This is a genomic window from Xanthomonas sp. SHU 166, from assembly GCF_000364685.1.
Classification (GTDB): domain Bacteria; phylum Pseudomonadota; class Gammaproteobacteria; order Xanthomonadales; family Xanthomonadaceae; genus Xanthomonas_A; species Xanthomonas_A sontii.
This window is the reverse complement of the sequence record NZ_AQOJ01000020.1, coordinates 1-19,502: the sequence shown is the minus strand read 5'-3', so window position 1 is coordinate 19,502 and position 19,502 is coordinate 1. Positions and strand designations below refer to the sequence as shown.

Annotated in this window: 19 protein-coding genes and 1 pseudogene; 11 read left to right on the top strand and 9 right to left on the bottom strand. The window is 70.2% G+C overall.

Annotated elements, in window-relative coordinates; all coding sequences use genetic code 11:
• Window positions 1-150 precede the first annotated feature (150 nt).
• Together dcd and D180_RS01180 are read left to right on the top strand one after the other, a co-directional pair.
• Entirely contained in the window at window positions 151-723 is a 573-nt protein-coding gene (dcd, locus tag D180_RS01185) for a dCTP deaminase (protein ID WP_017911332.1), read from the top strand.
• 40 nt (window positions 724-763) lie between these two features.
• On the top strand, window positions 764-1,291 hold the full coding sequence (locus D180_RS01180; RefSeq protein ID WP_017911331.1) for an RDD family protein: 528 nt from the start codon (window positions 764-766) through the stop codon (window positions 1,289-1,291).
• Between the two features lie 79 nt (window positions 1,292-1,370).
• Here D180_RS01180 and D180_RS23215 read toward each other — a convergent pair whose 3' ends face one another.
• From D180_RS23215 to D180_RS01165, 3 genes are read right to left on the bottom strand one after another with little or no spacing between them, the layout of a single operon-like run.
• The gene (locus D180_RS23215) at window positions 1,371-1,538 is read right to left on the bottom strand and encodes a DUF5668 domain-containing protein (protein WP_003467495.1); all 168 of its coding nucleotides are present in this window, start codon (window positions 1,536-1,538) and stop codon (window positions 1,371-1,373) included.
• Window positions 1,539-1,566: 28 nt separating this feature from the next.
• A complete protein-coding gene (locus D180_RS01170; protein WP_017911330.1) occupies window positions 1,567-1,974 on the bottom strand; it encodes an HIT family protein in 408 nt (135 codons plus the stop codon).
• A gap of 8 nt (window positions 1,975-1,982) precedes the next feature.
• Window positions 1,983-2,645 carry a dienelactone hydrolase family protein gene (locus tag D180_RS01165; RefSeq protein ID WP_017911329.1) on the bottom strand — a complete coding sequence of 221 codons (663 nt, stop codon included), beginning with the start codon at window positions 2,643-2,645 and terminating at the stop codon, window positions 1,983-1,985.
• A gap of 154 nt (window positions 2,646-2,799) precedes the next feature.
• On the opposite strand from D180_RS01165, the gene rimO reads away from it, so the two are divergent.
• Window positions 2,800-4,188: a 30S ribosomal protein S12 methylthiotransferase RimO gene (rimO, locus tag D180_RS01160; RefSeq protein ID WP_017911328.1), complete on the top strand. Its 1,389-nt coding sequence runs from the start codon at window positions 2,800-2,802 to the stop codon at window positions 4,186-4,188.
• 42 nt (window positions 4,189-4,230) lie between these two features.
• On the opposite strand, the gene greB is transcribed toward rimO, so the two are convergent.
• Window positions 4,231-4,737, bottom strand: coding sequence for a transcription elongation factor GreB (greB, locus tag D180_RS01155; protein WP_017911327.1), 507 nt, complete (start codon window positions 4,735-4,737; stop codon window positions 4,231-4,233).
• A gap of 108 nt (window positions 4,738-4,845) precedes the next feature.
• Here greB and D180_RS01150 point away from each other — a divergent pair, with 108 nt between their 5' ends.
• On the top strand, window positions 4,846-6,285 hold the full coding sequence (locus D180_RS01150; RefSeq protein ID WP_017911326.1) for a rhomboid family intramembrane serine protease: 1,440 nt from the start codon (window positions 4,846-4,848) through the stop codon (window positions 6,283-6,285).
• 61 nt (window positions 6,286-6,346) lie between these two features.
• On the opposite strand, the gene D180_RS01145 is transcribed toward D180_RS01150, so the two are convergent.
• Window positions 6,347-7,627, bottom strand: coding sequence for a membrane protein (locus D180_RS01145; protein WP_017911325.1), 1,281 nt, complete (start codon window positions 7,625-7,627; stop codon window positions 6,347-6,349).
• 248 nt (window positions 7,628-7,875) lie between these two features.
• Here D180_RS01145 and nudK point away from each other — a divergent pair, with 248 nt between their 5' ends.
• Window positions 7,876-8,478: a GDP-mannose pyrophosphatase NudK gene (gene nudK, locus D180_RS01140; protein ID WP_017911324.1), complete on the top strand. Its 603-nt coding sequence runs from the start codon at window positions 7,876-7,878 to the stop codon at window positions 8,476-8,478.
• A 129-nt stretch (window positions 8,479-8,607) separates the two neighbouring features.
• On the opposite strand, the gene D180_RS01135 is transcribed toward nudK, so the two are convergent.
• Together D180_RS01135 and D180_RS01130 are read right to left on the bottom strand one after the other, a co-directional pair.
• Window positions 8,608-9,060, bottom strand: coding sequence for a GFA family protein (locus tag D180_RS01135; RefSeq protein ID WP_017911323.1), 453 nt, complete (start codon window positions 9,058-9,060; stop codon window positions 8,608-8,610).
• Between the two features lie 58 nt (window positions 9,061-9,118).
• Window positions 9,119-10,624, bottom strand: a complete 1,506-nt coding sequence (locus D180_RS01130; RefSeq protein WP_017911322.1) for a helicase HerA-like domain-containing protein — start codon at window positions 10,622-10,624, stop codon at window positions 9,119-9,121.
• A 334-nt stretch (window positions 10,625-10,958) separates the two neighbouring features.
• Here D180_RS01130 and D180_RS01125 point away from each other — a divergent pair, with 334 nt between their 5' ends.
• Entirely contained in the window at window positions 10,959-12,557 is a 1,599-nt protein-coding gene (locus D180_RS01125; RefSeq protein ID WP_017909108.1) for a transglycosylase SLT domain-containing protein, read from the top strand.
• A 217-nt stretch (window positions 12,558-12,774) separates the two neighbouring features.
• Here D180_RS01125 and asd read toward each other — a convergent pair whose 3' ends face one another.
• A complete protein-coding gene (gene asd, locus D180_RS01120; protein ID WP_017911321.1) occupies window positions 12,775-13,620 on the bottom strand; it encodes an archaetidylserine decarboxylase in 846 nt (281 codons plus the stop codon).
• Window positions 13,617-14,267: an SCO family protein gene (locus tag D180_RS01115; protein ID WP_010340523.1), complete on the bottom strand. Its 651-nt coding sequence runs from the start codon at window positions 14,265-14,267 to the stop codon at window positions 13,617-13,619. The genes asd and D180_RS01115 overlap by 4 nt, the downstream gene beginning before the upstream one ends.
• A 79-nt stretch (window positions 14,268-14,346) precedes the next feature.
• Between D180_RS01115 and prmB the strand changes: the two genes are divergently transcribed.
• The 5 genes and pseudogenes from prmB to D180_RS01090 all read left to right on the top strand — a co-directional run.
• Complete coding sequence (gene prmB / locus D180_RS01110; protein WP_017911320.1) at window positions 14,347-15,273, top strand: 50S ribosomal protein L3 N(5)-glutamine methyltransferase; 927 nt, start codon at window positions 14,347-14,349, stop codon at window positions 15,271-15,273.
• Window positions 15,274-15,283: 10 nt separating this feature from the next.
• Window positions 15,284-16,387, top strand: a complete 1,104-nt coding sequence (gene aroC / locus D180_RS01105) for a chorismate synthase (RefSeq protein WP_017911319.1) — start codon at window positions 15,284-15,286, stop codon at window positions 16,385-16,387.
• Window positions 16,380-17,417, top strand: coding sequence for a D-glycerate dehydrogenase (locus tag D180_RS01100; protein WP_043090262.1), 1,038 nt, complete (start codon window positions 16,380-16,382; stop codon window positions 17,415-17,417). The genes aroC and D180_RS01100 overlap by 8 nt, the downstream gene beginning before the upstream one ends.
• Before the next feature lie 100 nt (window positions 17,418-17,517).
• The gene (locus D180_RS01095) at window positions 17,518-18,543 is read left to right on the top strand and encodes an aspartate-semialdehyde dehydrogenase (protein ID WP_017911317.1); all 1,026 of its coding nucleotides are present in this window, start codon (window positions 17,518-17,520) and stop codon (window positions 18,541-18,543) included.
• A 488-nt stretch (window positions 18,544-19,031) separates the two neighbouring features.
• Window positions 19,032-19,502 (top strand): annotated as a pseudogene (locus D180_RS01090) (ferrous iron transporter B); the annotation flags it as partial.

Sequence of the window (19,502 nt, the reverse complement as noted above, 5' to 3'; positions counted from 1 at the left end):
TCTCCGCGGCGTTGCGCTGAGCGGCGCGCGGCGCCTGCCGCGAACGCCCCGCGACCGGCTAGAATCGCCGGTCATTGCGGCCGGCCCCATCGGTCGGCCGCGCTCCCGGCGCGCAGGCTGCGGCCGCCGCCACCGGCATCAGGAACCCCCATGAGCATCAAGAGCGACCGCTGGATCCGCCGCATGTCCGAACAGCACGGCATGATCGCGCCCTACGAGCCGGGCCAGGTCAAGCAGGTCGACGGCCAGCGCATCGTCAGCTACGGCACCTCCAGCTACGGCTACGACGTGCGCTGCTCGCGCGAGTTCAAGGTGTTCACCAACATCAACTCGACCATCGTCGACCCCAAGCACTTCGACCCCAAGAGCTTCGTCGACATCGAGGCCGACGAGTGCATCATCCCGCCCAACAGCTTCGCGCTGGCGCGCACGGTGGAATTCTTCCGCATCCCGCGCGACACCCTGGTGGTGTGCCTGGGCAAGAGCACCTATGCGCGCTGCGGCATCATCGTCAACGTCACCCCGCTGGAGCCGGAGTGGGAAGGCCACGTGACCCTGGAGTTCAGCAACACCACGCCGTTGCCGGCGCGCATCTACGCCAATGAAGGCGTGGCGCAGATGCTGTTCTTCCAGTCCGATGCCGACGACGTCTGCGAGACCAGCTACAAGGACCGCGGCGGCAAGTACCAGGGCCAGACCGGCGTGACCCTGCCCAGGACCTGATCTCCCACTCCCTTCCTTCCGACAGCACAAGGAGCGCGCAATGAACGACCCCAATCCCTACCAGGCCCCCGACGCGGCGTTGCCGCCCGCGCTGCCGGGCATCGCCGACGGTGAGACCCTGGCCGGACGAGGCGAGCGCCTCGGCGCGGCGCTGATCGACGGCGTGATCTCGCTGGCGACGTTCCTGCCGGTGGCGGCGCTGACCGGCTATTTCGGCAAGGTCATGGACGCCGCGCGCAGCGGCGTGCAGGTGCCGTTCCTGACCACCCTCGGCTACGGCGTGCTGGGCATGGTGATCTTCCTGCTGGTGCAGGGCTACCCGCTGGCCAAGAGCGGCCAGACCTGGGGCAAGAAGCTGCTGTGGATCCGCATCGCCGACCTGGACGGTGGGCAGCCGCCGTTCTGGCGCCTGATCGTGCTGCGCTATCTGTCGACCCAGGCGATCTCGCTGGTGCCGATCGTGGGCGGCATCTACGCCCTGGTGGACGCGCTGTTCATCTTCCGCCAGGACAAGCGCTGCCTGCACGACCTGATCGCCGGCACCCGCGTGGTCAACGTCCGCCGTTGAGCCAGCGGTCCCGACGCAGTCGCGGGGTGGGGATCGCCCAGGCGAATCCCCACTCCCAAATCCCCAATCCCGGCCCCACCTACTTGCCGCGGCCGAACAGCATGCCGACGCCGACCGCGACCAGGATCGCCGGCCACCAGGTGGCGATCAGCCGGCCCAGGCTCAGGTTGGTCCAGCCCAGGTTGTTGGCCAGGAACACCAGGCCGATCACGATCAGCACGATGGCGGCGATCACATTGGATTTCATGGAGGCGCAGCTTCCGCAAAAAGGGCGCCTATCGTAGCCGCTGGCGCCACGCCGCAACACGCGCCTGCAACTCCTCGGCCGGCAGGCGCTGTGCGGTGCCGCTGCCCCACACCGGGCCGGGCCACGCCGCATCGTCCGGGTGCCGCCCCAGCACGTGTACGTGCAGTTGCCGCACCACGTTGCCCAGCGCGCCGATGTTGAGCTTGTGCACGCCCGGCTCCTGCCGCAGCAACTGCGAGAGCTGGTTGATCTCGGCCAGCAGCAGGCGCTGCTGGCCGCCGTCCAGGTCGATCCACTCGCTGGCCTCGGCCACCCGCGGCACCAGCACCAGCCACGGGAAGCGCGCGTCGTCCATCAGCCGCACCTGCGACAGCGGCCCGTCGGCGACGAACGCGCTGTCGGCCTGCAGCCGCGGGTCGAGGACGAAGTCGGCCACGCCGCGGCTCAGCCCAGGTGCTCGGCGAGGAACGCCAGGCTGCGTTCGCGGGCGAGCTCGGCGCTGTCGGCGTCGTAGTGGTTCGGGTCCACGTGGCGGTCGAAGCCGTGGCCGGCCGGGTACACGAAGGTCTGCATCTGCGGCAGCTTCTCGCGGTGCTGCTGGATCGACTCGGCCGGGATGCTGCCGTCCTGCGCGCCGAAGTGGAACAGCACCGGTGCCTTCGGCTCCTCGTCCAGGAACTGGGTGTTGCGACCGCCGTAGTAGCTCACCGAGGGCAGGCCCAGGCGCAGCGCCGACAGCAGCGCGACGCTGCCGCCCCAGCAGTAGCCGAGGGTGCCGACCTTGCCGGCCGGCGCCAGCACCTGCGCGGCCGCCTGCACGATGTCCAGGGCGCGGTCGAAGCCCAGCGCACCGACCAGCTCCAGGCCCTTGCGCACGCCGTCCTGGTCGTAGGCCAGCTGCGCGTCCTTCTCGACCGGATCGAACAGTGCCGGCGCCAGCACCTCATAGCCGTGGGCGGCGTAGCGGTCGGCGACCTCGCGGATGTAGTCGGTCACCCCGAAGATTTCCTGGATGACGACCAGGCCGCCGCGCGGCGTGCCCTCGGGCAGGGCGTGCCAGGCGGAAACCTGGCCGTGAGCGGTGTCGAGGGTGGTCCAGTGGCCCATGCGGGGAATCCTGTGGAGTGGGGGAGCGGCGATTATCCATCGCCCGGGCTAAGCCGGGGTGAGCGGGCGCACACCGGCCGGGCCGCGTCGGCGGCCCCGGCCCGGTATACTTCGCGCGCTGTTTTTTCTCCCAGGCCCCCGGACCCCGGCCCCAATGTCTCTCGCGACCCCCAAAGTCGGCTTCGTCAGCCTTGGCTGCCCGAAGGCCCTTGTCGATTCCGAACGCATCCTCACCCAGCTGCGCGTGGAGGGCTATGCGATCGTGCCCAGCTACGACGCGGCCGACGTGGTGGTGGTCAATACCTGCGGCTTCATCGATTCGGCGGTGGCCGAGTCGATGGAGGCGATCGGCGAGGCCATGGCCGAGAACGGCAAGGTCATCGTCACCGGCTGCCTGGGCAAGCGCTCGGAGCAGATCCGCGCGGCCTATCCGGACGTGCTGGCGGTGTCCGGTCCGCAGGACTACCAGAGCGTGATGGAAGCGGTGCATGCGGCGCTGCCGCCGCGCCACGATCCGTTCGTGGACCTGCTGCCGCGCGCGCGGGGCGCCGAGGACGACATCGGGGTCAAGCTGACGCCGCGGCATTACGCCTACCTGAAGATCTCCGAAGGCTGCAATCACCGCTGCAGCTTCTGCATCATTCCGTCGATGCGCGGCGACCTGGTGTCGCGCCCGGTCGACGAGGTGTTGCGCGAGGCCGAGCGTTTGGTCAAGGGTGGGGTGCGCGAGTTGCTGGTGGTGTCGCAGGACACCTCGGCCTATGGCGTGGACCTGAAGTACGCCGAGCGCGAGTGGCGCGGCCGCAGCTACCAGACGCGGATGAAGGCGCTGTGCGAGGGTCTGTCGGAACTGGGCGCGTGGGCGCGCCTGCATTACGTGTATCCGTACCCGCACGTGGACGACGTGATCCCGCTGATGGCCGAGGGCAAGCTGCTGCCGTACCTGGACATCCCCTTCCAGCACGCCAGCCCGCGCATCCTCAAGCTGATGAAGCGGCCGGGCGCGGTCGAGCGCACCCTGGAGCGCGTGCAGCGCTGGCGCGCGCTTTGCCCGGAGATCACCCTGCGTTCGACCTTCATCGTCGGCTTCCCCGGCGAGACCGACGCCGAGTTCGAGCAGTTGCTGGAGTTCCTGGACGCCGCGCAGCTCGACCGCGTCGGTGCCTTCGCCTATTCGCCGGTGGAAGGCGCCAGCGCCAATGCGCTGCCGGATCCGGTGCCGGAGGAACTCAAGCAGGAGCGGCTGGCGCGCTTCATGGAACGGCAGGCGGCGATTTCCGCCGCGCGCCTGGAAGCCAAGATCGGCACGGTGCAGGAGTGCCTGGTCGACCTGCTGGAAGACGGCATCGCAGTGGCGCGCTCCAAGGCCGATGCGCCGGAGATCGACGGCCTGGTGCATATCCAGAACGGCGGCGAGCTTGGGCTGAAGCCGGGCGATCTGGTGCAGGTGGAGATCACCGACAGCGACGAGCACGACCTGTTCGGCGATGCGTTGCCGGCGCAGGCGTCGTCGGCAAAGCCACTCGATCTGCGGGTGCTCTGAGGCCGCAGAGGGCGGCACGCGTGGCGCCGCGGCGCCGCGCGCTCACGGCGCGGCGTAGTCCACCGCCACCACCACGAAGCTGTGGCGGCCGCCGGGCAGCTGCGCTTCCACTTCGTCGTCGACGCGCTTCTTCAGCAGCGCACGCGCCAGCGGCGAATCGATGCTGATCCAGCCGCGCGCCGCGTCGGTCTCGTCCGGGCCGACGATGCGGTAGCGGCGCAGTTCGCCGCTGTCGGCATCCTCCAGTTCGATGTGCGCGCCGAAGAACACCGCCTGCGGGTCGGACGGCGCCTCGGCGACCACGCGCAGCGCTTCCAGGCGCTTGCTCAGGTAGCGCACGCGTCGGTCGATCTCGCCCAGTTGCTTTTTGCGGTAGGTGTACTCGGCGTTCTCCGAGCGGTCGCCCTCGGCCGCGGCCGCAGCCAGCGCCTTGACCACCTCGGGGCGGCGCACCCGCCACAGTTCCTCCAGCTCGGCCTTGAGCCGGGCATGGCCTTCCGGGGTGATCAGGGCGGTGCTTTTTTCGGCAGGGGGACGCCAGCGGCTCATCGGTGCGACTGCGGTGGAGCGGGGTGGCGATGCTAGCGCGTGACTGCGGCTTGCGCACCCGCGGACGATGGCCGAAGCTGGCGCCGCCCCGCACATGGACGTCGCTCGATGTTGATCCTGCCGCTGCACAAGCCGCTGTCGCGGGACAATTTTCCGTTGGTCACGCTGCTGCTGATCCTGCTCAACATCGCGGTGTACGCGGGCTGGCAGCGCCACGACGCGGCGCCGCTGCGGCAGGCGCAGCGCTACTACCTGGACTCCGGACTCGGCGCGCTGGAAGCGCCGGCCTACGCGCGCCATCTGGAACGCAGCGGTCAGCGCGAGGCGTTGGCGCAACTGCAGCAGGTACCGGCGGCGGAGCGGTCGGCCTTCGTCGGCGCCGCCACCGTGCACGACGTGCGCTTCGTGCAGGCCATGCGCGACGGCAGCGCCTTCGCCGATGCCGCTGCACAGCAGGCGTGGACGCCGCTGCGCGCGCGTTACGACGCGCTGCTGCAGCGCGTGTTCACCCTGCGCCATGTGCAGCGCAGTTCGGAATGGGCGCCGGCGCGCATGCTCAGCGCTGCGTTCCTGCACGCCGACGCCATGCACCTGCTCGGCAACATGCTGTTCCTGCTGGCGCTGGGCACGCTGCTGGAAGGCGCGATCGGCGGCTGGCGGTTCCTGGCGGTGTACCTGCTCGGCGCGTTCGGCTCCAGCGCGGCCAGCCTGTGGTGGCGTTGGGGCGAGGCCGGGGCCGGTCTCGGCGCGTCCGGCGCCATCGCCGCGCTGATGGGCGCGTTCTGCGTGGTCTGGGGGCGGCGTCCGGTGCGCTTCTTCTATTGGGTGGCGGTGCTGTTCGACTACGTGCGTGCGCCGGCCATCGTGCTGTTGCCGCTGTGGCTGGGCTGGGAGCTGTACAACCTGCTGTGCAACGGCGATGCCGGCATCGGCTTCGACGCGCATGCCGGCGGACTGATGGTCGGCGCGCTGCTCGGTGCCGTGCTGGTGGCGACCGGACAGACGCGCGAGGCGTTCCTGCGCGACGATGACGGGATGCCGGCCGACGACCGCTGGGACCGCGCGCAGGCGCATCTGGGTCGGATGGAACACGTCCAGGCCGGCGCGCTGCTGGAGGCGCTGGCGGCGGAGGCGCCGCAGCGCTTCGATGTGGCGCTGGCGCGCTACCGCGTGGCCGCCAATGCCGGCCAGGCCGCGACAGCGCGGGCACGGGCGCTGGAGCTGCTACGCCTGTCGGCGGCATCAGCCCAGGAAGCGCGGCAGCAGGCGGGAGTGCTGCACGCGGCCGGCGATCTGGATGCATCGATGCGTGCGGCGTTGTTCGTGCGTTGGATGGCGCTGGGAATGCTGGTCGAGGCCGAGACGCTGCTGGCGCAGGATGCGGTCTCGCCACGCGAGCAGCAGGCGCAGGCCTGGTTCCGGCTGGCGCTGGGCCACGGCGAACGCCAGGCTACAACGGAGTGGCGGCGCGTGCTGGAGGCGCTGGTCGCGCGGTATCCGGATCTGCCGCAGGCGGACAAGGCGCGGTTCCTGCTCGCCAATGCGTGAGGGCGCGGCCCGGTACCGAAGCGGGGCATGTTGGTGCGCCCCGCACCGTGCGCGACGCGCGCTAGACCGGCGCGATCGTCACCGCGCGCAACGCCGCCTGCAGCTTGCCGCGTTGCAGCTCGTCGTCGCAGCGGCTCAGCGCGTGTTCCAGCAGGCCGCGCGCCTGCGCGTCCTCGCCGAAGCGTTCGGCCAGCAGTAGGGCGGCCTGCAGCGACCAGGTGCTGTGTTCCGGTGCCTTCGGCCAGGCACGCAGCGCGGCCTGCAGGCCGTCGGCGGCGAGCCGGAACTGGCCGGCCAGCTGCGCGCGTTCGGCCAGCAGCGTGGCCTGTTCCGGCAGCAGCGGCGCGAAGTCGGGATCGGCATCCAGCGCCTCGCGCTGCAGGGCCAGTGCCCGCCGTTCCTGCTTCTCCTGCAGCAGCCGGTGGATGTACTGGCGGGTGTGCTCGCGGCGTTCGTCCTGGCGCGCACTGCCGCGCAGCAGACGCTGGTACAGCTCGTGCACGCCCAGGCTCACCGCGCGGGTGCGCACTTCGCTGCGCAGCACCTGCAGCGCGTCGTCGGTATGGCCGTCGCGCACCAGCTGTTCGGCCTCGTCGAGTACGCGCTGGTCCGGGTCGTGGCGGGTGAAGCCGCTCGCGGCGTCGGCGGCAGGTTCGTAGCCCAGCACGGCGTGATACTGGTAGACCAGATAGCCCATCAGGTGGAAGGCGGCGAACAGGCCCCAGATCGTCACCACGGTGACCGCCAGGTCGGCGACCAGCGGCGGCAGGACGCGCCGCAGCCAGGCGGCGGCGCCCAGCGCGCTGGCCTGGATCACGAACAGCAGGCCGAACGCGGCCAGGTACGGCCAGCCGATGCGCAGCGCCAGGCCGATCGACACCGCCGGGTTCAGCGCGCGGCGCAGGCTGCCGTCCATCGCCAGGGAAATCAGGATACCCGGCTGCAGCAGCACCACCGCCAGCAGCATCAGCAGGCCGCCGACCGGGCCGGTCAGCAGCAGCGCGGCGAACACCGCCACGCCGAGCAGGATCATCATCGCCAGCAGCCGCAGCACCACGCCGTCGCCGATGTCGAAGCCGCGTTCCGGCGCGTCCAGGTAGCCGTCGGCGGTGTGCCGCAGGATCTCGAAGGCGTATTTGTAGATGGCCAGGGTGGTGACGATGCCCAGGATCCAGCCGATGCCGGGCAGCATGCCCAGCAGGCTGCACAGGGTCAGCGCGATCAGCGCGTACAGCGCGCCGCCGCGCAGCGGATACAGCGCGATGGCGCGGGTGCGCGCCCAGAACGGTTCGGGTGTGCTGCGGTGTACGCGGCTCGCGCCCGCGCGACGACGGTCTTCCATGACGCCCCCTGTCTACGAAGTGTGACGATTGTGCGGGTCGGCTGCGGCGCACGCAATCGGGAGGCTGGCTGGGGCGGCGGCGCGATGCGGACGGCGGCACCGAGGGAGTGTGGTCGGTTGCGCAAAGCGCACTCCGTGCCGGCGCGCAGGTGTGCGTGCTGGCTACACTGCCCGGTCGAACGGCGGCAGAGGTGTGGCGGGTGCCGCGCCTGCGGCCTGCCGTGATCCCTTGTCCCTTGGAGTTTCGCTTGGACCCTTCCTTCGTTTCCGGCAACCCGCGCGTGCGCGTCACCAACATCGAAGTGCTGTCGGACAACTGGTACGTGCTGCGCAAGGTCAGCTTCGATTTCCAGCGTCACGACGGCAGCTGGCAGGCGCTCACGCGCGAGGCCTACGACCGCGGCAACGGCGCGACCATCCTGCTGTACAGCCGCGCCAAGCGCACGGTGATGCTGACCCGCCAGTTCCGTCTGCCGACCCTGCTCAACGGCAACCCCGACGGCATGCTGATCGAGGCCTGCGCCGGCCTGCTCGATCGCCACGATCCGGAGACCTGCATCCGCAAGGAGACCGAAGAGGAGACCGGCTACCGGATCGAGAACGTGCGCAAGGTGTTCGAGGCGTTCATGAGCCCCGGCTCGGTGACCGAGCGGCTGTACTTCTTCGTGGGCGAGTATGTCGATCGCGACAAGGTCGGTGCCGGCGGTGGCGTGGCCGCCGAGGGCGAAGAGATCGAAGTGCTGGAGCTGGCGCTCGATGCCGCGCTGGCGATGATCGACAGCGGCGAGATCGCCGACGCCAAGACCATCATGCTGCTGCAATACGCCAAGCTGCACGGGCTGCTGGCCTAGCGTGGCTTTATCGGTTCTTGTCTCTGCGGGTGGCATCGCCAGGATCGAAGGCCGCGCCCAACCGCGCATCCAGTGTTCTGAACGCTGCGCCTGTCGATCGCCGGTGACGACGGTGTGCGGCAGGCATGCTCAGGTGTCAGCGATGACCCATTGCACGTCCGGCACCCACGCCTGCCGCCATCGGGCCATTTTTGCCTCGGCGTCCAGCCATTGTGGGGACACCGGTGCTGCGGCCCCCAACGCCGGCGTCTTGTTCAGACAGCCGGCATTGACGGCACCGTAAAGCCGCCCCTGATGCTCGAACGTGACCGCGACCAGCACCCCGCACTGGCGGCACAGCTGGAATTGCGCGGCCTCTGCACCCTGGCGATAACGATGCACGGCCTCGGCCTGCGTGGCCGTCAGTCGCAGCGTGCCGGCGGGATCGGAAACGTATGCCGCACCATGCTTCTGGCAGAAGCTGCAGTCGCAGGCGCGCGGACGGATGTCCTCGGCCGGTTGATCCGTCGAGAACGCGACGGTCAGGCAGCCGCAGTGGCAGCTTCCCTGGAGCGTTGTCGGCTTGTCTTGCCGCGACATCATCGAAAGGCGCTCATCGCGTTCCTGTCCATGCTGGAGCTTCCTTTGGCGTCGGCCGCGCTCAGCGCTTGCCGCCGAAGATACTGCCGAAGATGCCGCGCACGATCTGCTGGCCGATGCGGTTGCCGATGGTGCGCGAGGTCTGCTTGGCCATCGCCTCGAGCATGCCCTGGCGGCGCTTGGTGCCGAACACCGCGTCCTTGACCGCCTGGCCGAAGCCGCTGTCCTGCGCTTCGTCCTGTTCGCGGGTGCGTGCCGGCGGCGCGGCGCTGTGGTCGACGCTCTGCTCGACCCGGCGCGCCAGCAGTTCCGCCGCCGATTCGCGATTGACCGGGGTGTCGTAGCGCGCACCGACCGGGCTGCCGGCGCGCACCTGCGCGCGCTCGGCGTCGGTGATCGCGCCCATGCGGCAGCGCGGCGGGGCGATCAGGGTCTGCTGCACCGGTGCCGGCACGCCCTTGTCCTGCAGCGTGGACACCAGCGCCTCGCCGGTGCCGAGCTGGGAGATGGCCTTGGCCACGTCCAGCTTGGGATTGGCCACGAAGGTTTCGGCGGCGGTGCGCACCGCCTTCTGATCGCGCGGCGTGTAGGCGCGCAGCGCGTGCTGCACGCGGTTGCCGAGCTGGCCGAGGATGCTGTCGGGCACGTCGTCCGGGAACTGCGAGCAGAAGTACACGCCCACGCCCTTGGAGCGGATCAGCCGCACCACCTGCTCGATGCGCTGCACCAGCGCCGGTGGCGCATCGTCGAACAGCAGGTGCGCCTCGTCGAACACGAACACAAGTTTCGGCTTGTCCAGGTCGCCCACTTCCGGCAGCCGCTCGAACAGTTCCGACAGCAGCCACAGCAGGAAGGTCGAGTACAGGCGCGGCTTGAGCACCAGTTGCGCGGCGGCGAGGATGCCGATCACGCCGCGGCCGTCGGGGGCGGTGCGCATCAGTTCGGCCAGGTCCAGCGCCGGTTCGCCGAAGAAGCCTTCGCCGCCGTCCTGGGCCAGGCGCAGCAGGGCGCGCTGGATCGCCGCCACCGACTGCGCGCTGACCAGGCCGTACTCGGTGGAGATGTCCTTGCGCTCTTCCACCACCAGCGCCAGCAGCGCGCGCAGGTCGTCCAGGTCGAGCAGCAGCAGGCCGCGGTCGTCGGCCAGCTTGAACACGATGTCGAGCACGCCGGCCTGGGTGTCGTTGAGTTCCAGCACGCGCGCCAGCAGGGTGGGGCCCATCTCGCTGACGGTGGTGCGCACCGGATGGCCGAGCTTGCCGTACAGATCCCAGAACAGCACCGAATTGGCCGCAGGGGCGTAGTCGGCCACGCCGATCTCCCGGGCGCGCTGCAGCACCTTCTCGTTGCCGTCGCCGGGCATTGCCAGGCCGGCCACGTCGCCCTTGACGTCGGCCAGGAACACCGGCACGCCGATGCGCGAAAAGCCTTCGGCCAGCGTCATCAGGGTCACGGTCTTGCCGGTGCCGGTGGCGCCGGCGACCAGGCCGTGGCGGTTGCCCAGGCGCGGTTGCAGCAGCACTGCGATGTCGTCGGTCACGCCTTTGCCTAGCAGGATCGGGTCCATATCGGGGTCCGCAATGAGATGCCCGGATTCTAGAACGTACGCGGCGTGGCCGAACGCGTGCGCGCTACCGCGGGCGCGCTGTGCCGGCCTGCAACTGCCGGCACTCCCGGCCAACCGCGGTCTTTGCGAGGCGTGGTCGTTCGCGGGTGCGGCACCGGCATGGTGGACGACATCGGTGGCACGGGAGCCAGCGCGCGCGGTACTTGTGTTGCGGTGCGGGATGGCCGCCGGCGATGAACCCTGGCCCGCCGCGGGCCGGACCCTGGCCGCCGCGACCTTGCCGCGATGCGACGGCGGGGGCTACCCTGCGGCCTTTCCGTCGCCGCGTCCCACCATGCCCCTTCCGTTCCGCTTCACCCACGCGTGGCCCGTCGCGGCTGCCGTGGCGCTGACCTGCACCGCTCCTGCCGCCCAAGCCCGCGTGTCCGCCCGCGACCAGGCCGCCATCGCCGTCCTCGACCAGCGCCTGGCCGCCGCCGAGAAGCGCTACAACGACGCCCTGGTGCTGGTCGGCAACAGCGACCCCAAGGGCACCCAGGAAAGCGACGCCGCGCTGGAGGACATCGAGGACGTGATCCAGGCCTGCATCAAGCAGCGCGGCTGCGAGGTGGGCACCTATCTGGGCGCGTACAAGCGCCTGCTGAAAGCCAAGGCCGACGCGCAGGGCCAGGCCAGCGACACCGATGCCGCCGACGACGACTCGGCGCCGCTGCAGGCCGACCCCGACCACATCAGCCCGCTCGCCGCCGACGTGCCGGAAGCCGCGCGCGCGGCGCGCCTGCTCAACGACAAGCGCCACGCCTTCGATTCCATGGTGGAGTACAACCCGGCGGTACAGGCCGGCATCCGCCGCTGGCTCACCGACATGCGGCCGGCACTGATGAGCAGCTACGAGAACTACCAGAACCTGCGCGCGATCATGTGGCCGGAATGGGAGAAGCGCGGCCTGCCGGAAGCGCTGCTGTTCGGCATCATCGCCAAGGAGTCCAACGGCCGCGTGCACGCCAATTCGCGGGTGGGCGCGGCCGGGCTGATGCAGTTCATGCCGGCCACCGGTCGCCGCTTCGGCCTGGGCCCGGACGGTACCGGCTTCGACACCCGCTACGATGCGCGCAGCGCCGCCGAGGCCAGCGCGGTCTACATCAACGAGCGCATGGCCGAACTCAATCGCAGCGTCGAACTGGCGCTGGCCGGCTACAACGGCGGCGAAGGCCGCGCCGCGCGCGTGTTCAATCAGATGCCCGGCCGCAGTTTCTGGGACGCGTCGGTGTACAACCAGTTCCCGGCCGAGACCAAGGACTACGTGCCGATGGTGATCGCCGCGGCGTGGATCTTCCTGCACCCGCAGCAGTACGGCGTGGCCTTCCCCAAGATCAACGCGCAGCCGGCCACGCTGCGCCTGGCCAAGTCCACCACCATCTACGAACTGACCATCTGCCTGGGCAGCGACGGCACCCGCGACGGCTACATGCGCGCGCTGCGCAACCTCAACCCGCGCTACGAGCCGGACGGCTGGATCCCGGCCGGGGTGACCATCAACGCCACCACCAAGATCGTCGGCCTGTACAACCGCTATTGCGTCAGCGGCCCGCGCGCCGACCTGGCGCGCGCGCTGATCACCGCCGACGTCACCTCCGCCGTGCGCAGCGGCAGCCCGGCGCCGGTCGCCGACCTCACCGGCAACGTGGCGGTGGGCGACGTCAGCCCGGTCGCCGGCGTGCCGACCACGGTGGCCACCGGTCGTCCCGCGCCGGCCAAGCCCAAGCAGAAGCAGGTGCGCAACTACCGCGTGGCCAAGGGCGACACCCTGGGCCGGATTTCCGACCGCCACGACTGTGACCTGAAGGAGCTGGCCAAGGCGAATGGCTTGCGTGCGCCGGGTTATGCGCTGAAGCCGGGGCAGTCGCTGAAGTTGGTGGGCTGCGAGAAGTAGGGCGCTGTCGCTCCCTTCTCCCTCTGGGACCATGGCCCCTTTTTCGGGGGAAGGTGGCGCGCAGCGCCGGATGAGGGTGCGGCGGCCGCAGTCTTGGGTGTGCGGCTTTTCGGTCATCCATTGCGGGTTGGCGGTCTGTCACCTTCCATGCGTCGGGACTGAAGTCCCTCCCACAGAGACACGCCCCGCCAAGGGCCGCAGCGCGGCCCTGCGCGCCTCAGCGCACCAACCGCGCCAGCGCCTGCCCCAGCCGCACCGGCGATTCCGCTTTCAGCGCCGGGTCGAACGTGACCACGCCGGGCGGCAGCAGCACGATCACCGTGGAGCCGTAGTTGAAGCGCGCCATCTCTTCGAACCGCTGCAGGGTAATCCCCTTGCCGCGCCAGTCCTTGCGGGTGATGCGGTCGGCGTAGCGCGGGATCTCCACGCCGCTCCACACCGTTTCCACGCCGGACACCAGCAGCGCGCCGACCATCACCGACACCATCGGGCCGAAGTCGGTGTCGAAATGGCAGACCAGGCGCTCGTTGCGCGCGAACAGGCGCGGCACGGTGCGCACCGCATCGGTGCCGACGCTGAACAGCCGTCCCGGCACGTGCACGGTTTCGCGCAGGGTGCCGGTCCAGGGCATGTGCACGCGGTGGTAGTCGCGCGGCGACAGGTACACGGTGGCATACAGGCCATTGGCGAACGGGGCCGCGGCCGCGTCGTCGCCGAGCAGTTCGGCGGCGGTGAACGACTGCCCCTTGGCCTGGAAGATGCGCCCATCCTCGATCCGGCCGAGCTGGCTGATGCGGCCGTCGGCCGGCATCAGCAGCGCCTGCGGATCGGGATCGGCGACGCGCGCGCCCGGCTTCAGCGCGCGGGTGAAGAAGGCATTGAAGGTCGGGTAGGCACGCGCATCCGGTTGCGCGGCCTCGCTCAGGTCCACGCCGAAGCGGCGCACCACCGTGTCGATCAGCCATTGCTTGAGCCCGGGCCGCGACGAGTAGGCCAGGCGCCGCGCCAGCGAGGACAGCAGCCGGTGCGGCAGCACGTAGGTCAGGCGGGTGGTCAGGCTCATGGGGCGGTGGCCTTGGTCAGGGCCTGCAGGTCGGCGGCGATCGCGGCGGCATCGAACGGCGGGCGGATCAGCCCGGCCTGGCGGCCCTGCGGGTCGAGCACCGCGATCGCGGCGGAGTGGTCCATGCTGTAGTCGTTCGGGTTCTCGGCGTAATGCTTGCCGGGCACCTTCTGGAACACGAAGCCCAGCGCGGTGGCGAAGCGCTCCAGCTCGGGCACGTCGGCGGTGGCGGCGATGGTGTCCTTGTGGAAGGCGTGGGCGTACTCGCCCAGCCGCGGCAGGGTGTCGCGCTGCGGGTCGACCGAGACGAACAGCACGCGCGGGCGCAGCGTGTCCGGCAAGGTCTCCCATTGCTTCTGCGCGCGCGCCAGGTCGGCCAGGGTGGTCGGGCACACGTCCGGGCAGGCGGTGAAGCCCAGGAACACCAGGGTCCAGTGGCCCTTGAGCTCGCCCGGCACCAGCGGCGTGCCGTCGGTCTGGCGCAGGTGGAAGTCGGGCAGGGGGCGCGGCTGCGGGTACATGCGCACCGTGCGGGTCTCCGGCCAGGCCGGGGCGGCGCTGCCGCCGAAGTACTTCTGGGCCAGCAGCAGCCCCAGGCCGGCGGCCAAGGCAACCACCAGGACGATGCCGAAGGTGCGGTTGAACATACTGATTTCCCATGCAACGAACGCTCATCATAGCGGCCGGGCCTCTATAATCGGGGGCCGAATTGCCTTGCCTGTTGCCATGACTGCCGACGCGGCCGCCGAACTCCACACGATCATCGACCTGATCCGCTACGGCACCAGCCGTTTCAACGCCGCCGGGCTGAGCTTCGGCCACAGCTACGACAACGCCCTGGACGAGGCCACGCAACTGGTGCTGCACGCGCTGCACCTGCCGCACGACCTCGGCCCGGCCTACGGCAGCGCGCGGGTCACCACGCCGGAGAAGGCGCAGGTGCTGGCGCTGTTCGAGCGCCGCATCGCCGAGCGCATCCCCGCCGCCTACCTCACCGGCGAGGCCTGGTTCGCCGGGCTCAGCTTCAAGAGCGATGCGCGCGCGCTGGTGCCGCGCTCGCCGATCGCCGAACTGATCGAGGCCGGCTTCGAGCCGTGGCTGGCCGGACGCCCGGTGGAGCGCGCGCTGGACCTGTGCACCGGCTCGGGCTGCATCGCCATCGCCATGGCCCACTACAACCCGAACTGGCAGGTGGACGCGGTCGACATCAGCGACGAGGCGCTGAGCCTGGCAGCCGAGAACAAGGAGCGGCTGCTGGCCGACAACGTCGAACTGGTCAAGTCCGACCTGTTCGCCGGGCTGAGCGGGCGCCGCTACGAGCTGATCGTGACCAATCCGCCCTATGTCACCCATGCCGAGACCGACGCGCTGCCGCCGGAATACGCGCACGAGCCGGAGCTGGGCCTGCGCGCGGGCGACGACGGGCTGGACCTGGCGCTGAAGATCCTGCGCGACGCGCCGGCGCACCTGAGCGAGGACGGCCTGTTGATCTGCGAGGTCGGCGAGTCCGAACGCGCGCTGGCGCAGTTGCTGCCGGAAGTGGACTTCGCCTGGGTCGAGTTCAAGGTCGGGCAGATGGGCATCTTCGCGGTGGAGCGCAGCGAATTGATCGCGCACCACGCGCGCATCGCCGCGCTGGCCGCGGACCGGTGACGCAAGCGACATGAGCGCGAACAGTTTCGGCAAGCTGCTGACCGTCACCACCTTCGGCGAATCGCACGGGCCGGCGATCGGCTGCGTGGTCGATGGCTGCCCCCCGGGGCTGGAACTGGACGCCAGCGAATTCGCCCACGACCTGCAGCGCCGCGCCACCGGCAAGAGCCGGCACACCTCGGCGCGACGCGAAGCCGATGCCATCGAGATTCTGTCCGGGGTCTACGAGGGCCGCACCACCGGCACTCCGATCGGCCTGCTGATCCGCAATACCGACCAGCGCAGCAAGGACTACACCGACATCGCCCGGCAGTTCCGCCCCGGCCATGCCGACTACAGCTACTGGCAGAAGTACGGCATCCGCGATCCGCGCGGCGGCGGCCGCTCCTCCGCGCGCGAAACCACCATGCGCGTGGCCGCCGGCGTGATCGCCAAGAAGTGGCTGGCGCAGCGCTACGGCGTGCGTGTGCGCGGCTACCTGTCGCAGCTCGGGCCGCTGCTGCCGCAGGGCTTCGCCTGGGACGCGGTGGAAGACAACGCGTTCTTCTGGCCGCATGCGCCGCAGGTGCCGGAGCTGGAGGCGTACATGGATGCGCTGCGCAAGTCCGGCGATTCGATCGGCGCGCGCGTCACCGTGGTCGCCGACGGCGTGCCGGCGGGCTGGGGCGAGCCGATCTACGGCAAGCTCGACGGCGAATTGGCCGCGGCGATGATGAGCATCAACGCGGTCAAGGGCGTGGAGGTCGGCGACGGCTTCGCCGCGGTGACCCAGAAGGGCACCGAGCACCGCGACCTGATCGCGCCGGACGGCTTCCAGTCCAACCACGCCGGCGGCGTGCTCGGCGGCATCGCCACCGGCCAGCCGGTCGTCGTCTCGGTGGCGTTCAAGCCCACCTCCAGCCTGCGCCTGCCCGGCGCCACGGTGGACGTGGACGGGCAGGCGGTGGACGTGATCACCACCGGCCGCCACGACCCCTGTGTCGGCATCCGCGCCACCCCGATCGCCGAGGCGATGATGGCGCTGGTGCTGATGGACCAGGCGCTGCGCCACCGCGCGCAATGCGGCGACGTCGGCACGGTGACCCCGCGCATCCCCGGCGGTGGCGATGGCTGAGTCGCGGCCGCGGGTGTGGGTCAGCCAGCCGCTGTTCGACGATGTCGTCGCACGGCTGGGCGAGTATTGCGCGCTGACCACCACCGCGGACGTGACCAGGTATTCGCCGCAAGACCTGGCGCAGGCGCTGGCGCCGCTGGACGGCGCCCTGGTCACTCTCAACGAACGCATCGGCGCCGCCGAAATCGCTGGCGCGCCGCGCCTGCGCGTCATCGCCAACGTCGGCGTCGGCTACAACAATCTGGACCTGGACGCGCTCAGCGCGGCCGGCATCGTCGCCACCAACACCCCTGACGTGCTCACCGAGACCACCGCCGATCTCGGCTTCGCGCTGCTGATGGCCGCCGCGCGCCGCGTCGGCGAGGCGGAGCGCTGGCTGCGTGCGGGGCAGTGGCAGCAGTGGTCGTTCCAGACCATGCTCGGCGCCGATGTCCACGGCAGCACCCTCGGCATCCTCGGCATGGGCCGCATCGGCCAGGCCATCGCGCGCCGCGCCGCCGGCTTCTCGATGCGCGTGCTGTACCACAACCGCAGCCGCCTGCCGGCCGAGGTGGAGCGCGCGCATCGCGCCGAGTACGTCGGCTTCGACGACCTGCTGGCGCGCGCCGACCACCTGCTGCTGGTGCTGCCGTACAGCGCGCAGTCGCACCACATCGTCGACGCCGCCGCACTGGCCAAGATGCGGCCGACCGCGACGCTGGTGAACATCGCTCGCGGCGGCCTGGTCGACGAGATCGCACTGGCCGACGCGCTGGCCAACGGGCGCCTGGCTGCGGCCGGGCTCGACGTGTTCGAAGGCGAGCCGGCGATCCGTCCGGAGTTGCTGGCGCTGCGCAACGTGGTGCTGACCCCGCATATCGGCAGCGCCAGCGTGGCCACGCGCCGCGCGATGGTGTCGCTGGCGGTGGACAACCTGCTCGCCGCCCTGGGCATCGGTGCCGACGCCGGGCGCCCGCCCAACGCGCTGAACCTGGACGCGATCGCCGCGGCCGGCAGCGGTGCGCGGGCGATCGCGAACAAAAAACGATAGGGAGCCTGCGGCGCCGCGCGCGACGCGCACGGCAGGTTCCCCGAATCCACGTGGCAGTGCGGCTGTTCCTCCCCTTCTTTTTCTGCGGATCGAATCTTCCATGAGCAATGCAACCCGTCGTTTCAACGTCGCCGTCGTCGGCGCCACCGGTGCCGTCGGCGAAACCATGCTGAGCATCCTCGCCGAGCGCGATTTCCCCGTCGCCACGCTGTACCCGCTGGCCTCCGAGCGCTCGGCCGGTGGCCAGGTCGAGTTCAACGGCCACAAGGTCACCGTGCTCGACCTGGCGACCTTCGATCCGAGCGGCGTGGACATCGCGCTGTTCTCCGCGGGCGGCGGCATCTCCAAGGAGTACGCGCCGAAATTCGCCGCGGCCGGCGCGGTGGTGATCGACAACTCCTCGACCTTCCGCTACGACGACGACGTGCCGCTGGTGGTGTCGGAGGTCAACCCGCACGCGCTGAAGAACCGCCCGCGCGGCATCGTCGCCAACCCCAATTGCTCGACCATGCAGCTGATGCCGGTGCTGGCGCCGATCCACAAGGAATACGGCATCGAGCGCATCAACGTGGCCACCTACCAGTCGGTGTCCGGCGCCGGCCGCTCGGGCATGGAGGAGCTGGGCAAGCAGACCGCGCAGTTGCTGGCGTTCCAGGACGTCGAGCCGCAGAAGTTCCAGGCGCAGATCGCCTTCAATCTGATCCCGCACATCGACGACTTCCAGCCCAACGGCTACACCAAGGAAGAGATGAAGCTGGTGTGGGAGACGCAGAAGATCCTTGAGGACAGCAGCATCCTGGTGAACCCCACCGCGGTGCGCGTGCCGGTGTTCTTCGGCCATTCCGAGGCGGTCAACATCGAGACCAAGCGCAAGATCACCGTCCAGCAGGCGCGCGCGCTGCTGGGTCAGGCGCCGGGCGTGGAAGTGGTCGACGAGCACAAGGCCGGCGGCTATCCGACCCCGGTGACCCATGCCTCCGGCAAGGACCCGGTGTTCGTCGGCCGCATCCGCGAGGACTTCTCGCACCCGCGCGGCCTCAACCTGTGGGTGGTGGCCGACAACATCCGCAAGGGCGCCGCGCTCAATGCGGTGCAGCTGGCCGAGCTGGTCGCCCTGGAGGGCTGAGATTCGGGAGTCGGGATTGGGGATTCGTAAGAGCCCCGCAGCGCCGTTTCGGCGCTGCGGAGCGCGTTATCTCCAGGCAACCACGCAACGGCCAGTGGCGCATGCCCTGGCCGTTGTCGTGTCCGGCATTTGCGTCGTGCCGCATGGCGTAGCTCAAGCGGCGCCCGTGTGGGAGGGACTTCAGTCCCGACGGGCTTTACCGACCCAGTGTCCGGGCTGAATCCCTTCCCACACCTGCTCCCCACCACAACGCCAGCGCTCCGTCGGCATTGCGCGCCAACCCATGCAATTCGACCCCGCCGCCGCTGCAGTGCGCGCAACGAATCCACAATCCCAAATCCCCAATCCCCGCTTCATATATATTGATGGACATGACTCCAAGGGGCAGGGGCGGGATGCGCCTACAACCACGTTTGTTCCGTCGCCATCGCGGCGATGCGGTGTCCGCCGTGCGCGGGCTGCGCCATGTCTGTCGCGCTGCCGCGGCGCTGCTGTTGCTGGCCTGCAGCCAGGCCGCGCTGGCCCTGGGCCTGGGCGATATCCGCGTGCTGTCCAAGGCGGGCGAGCCGTTCCTGGCCGAGATCCCGGTGATCTCCAACGAGCCGGGCGAACTGGAGCGGGCGCGGGTGGCGCTCGCCTCGCCGGCGACCTTCGCGCGGGTCGGGCTGGAGCGCCCGCAGGGCCTGGTCAGCGATCTGCAGTTCCGTTTCACCCAGACCCGCAAGGGCCGCGCGGTGATCCAGGTCAGCAGCCGCATGCCGGTCGACGTGCCGTCGCTGAGCTTCCTGATCGAGGTCGATTGGGGCCAGGGGCGGCTGATCCGCGAATACTCCGCGCTGATCGATGCGCCCAACACCGCCGCCGCGATCGATGCACCGGCGATCGATGCGCCGGCCGCGGCGCAGCCGTCCGACCGCATCGCCCGCGAAACGTCCACCGCGGCGCCAGCGCCTGCCGCC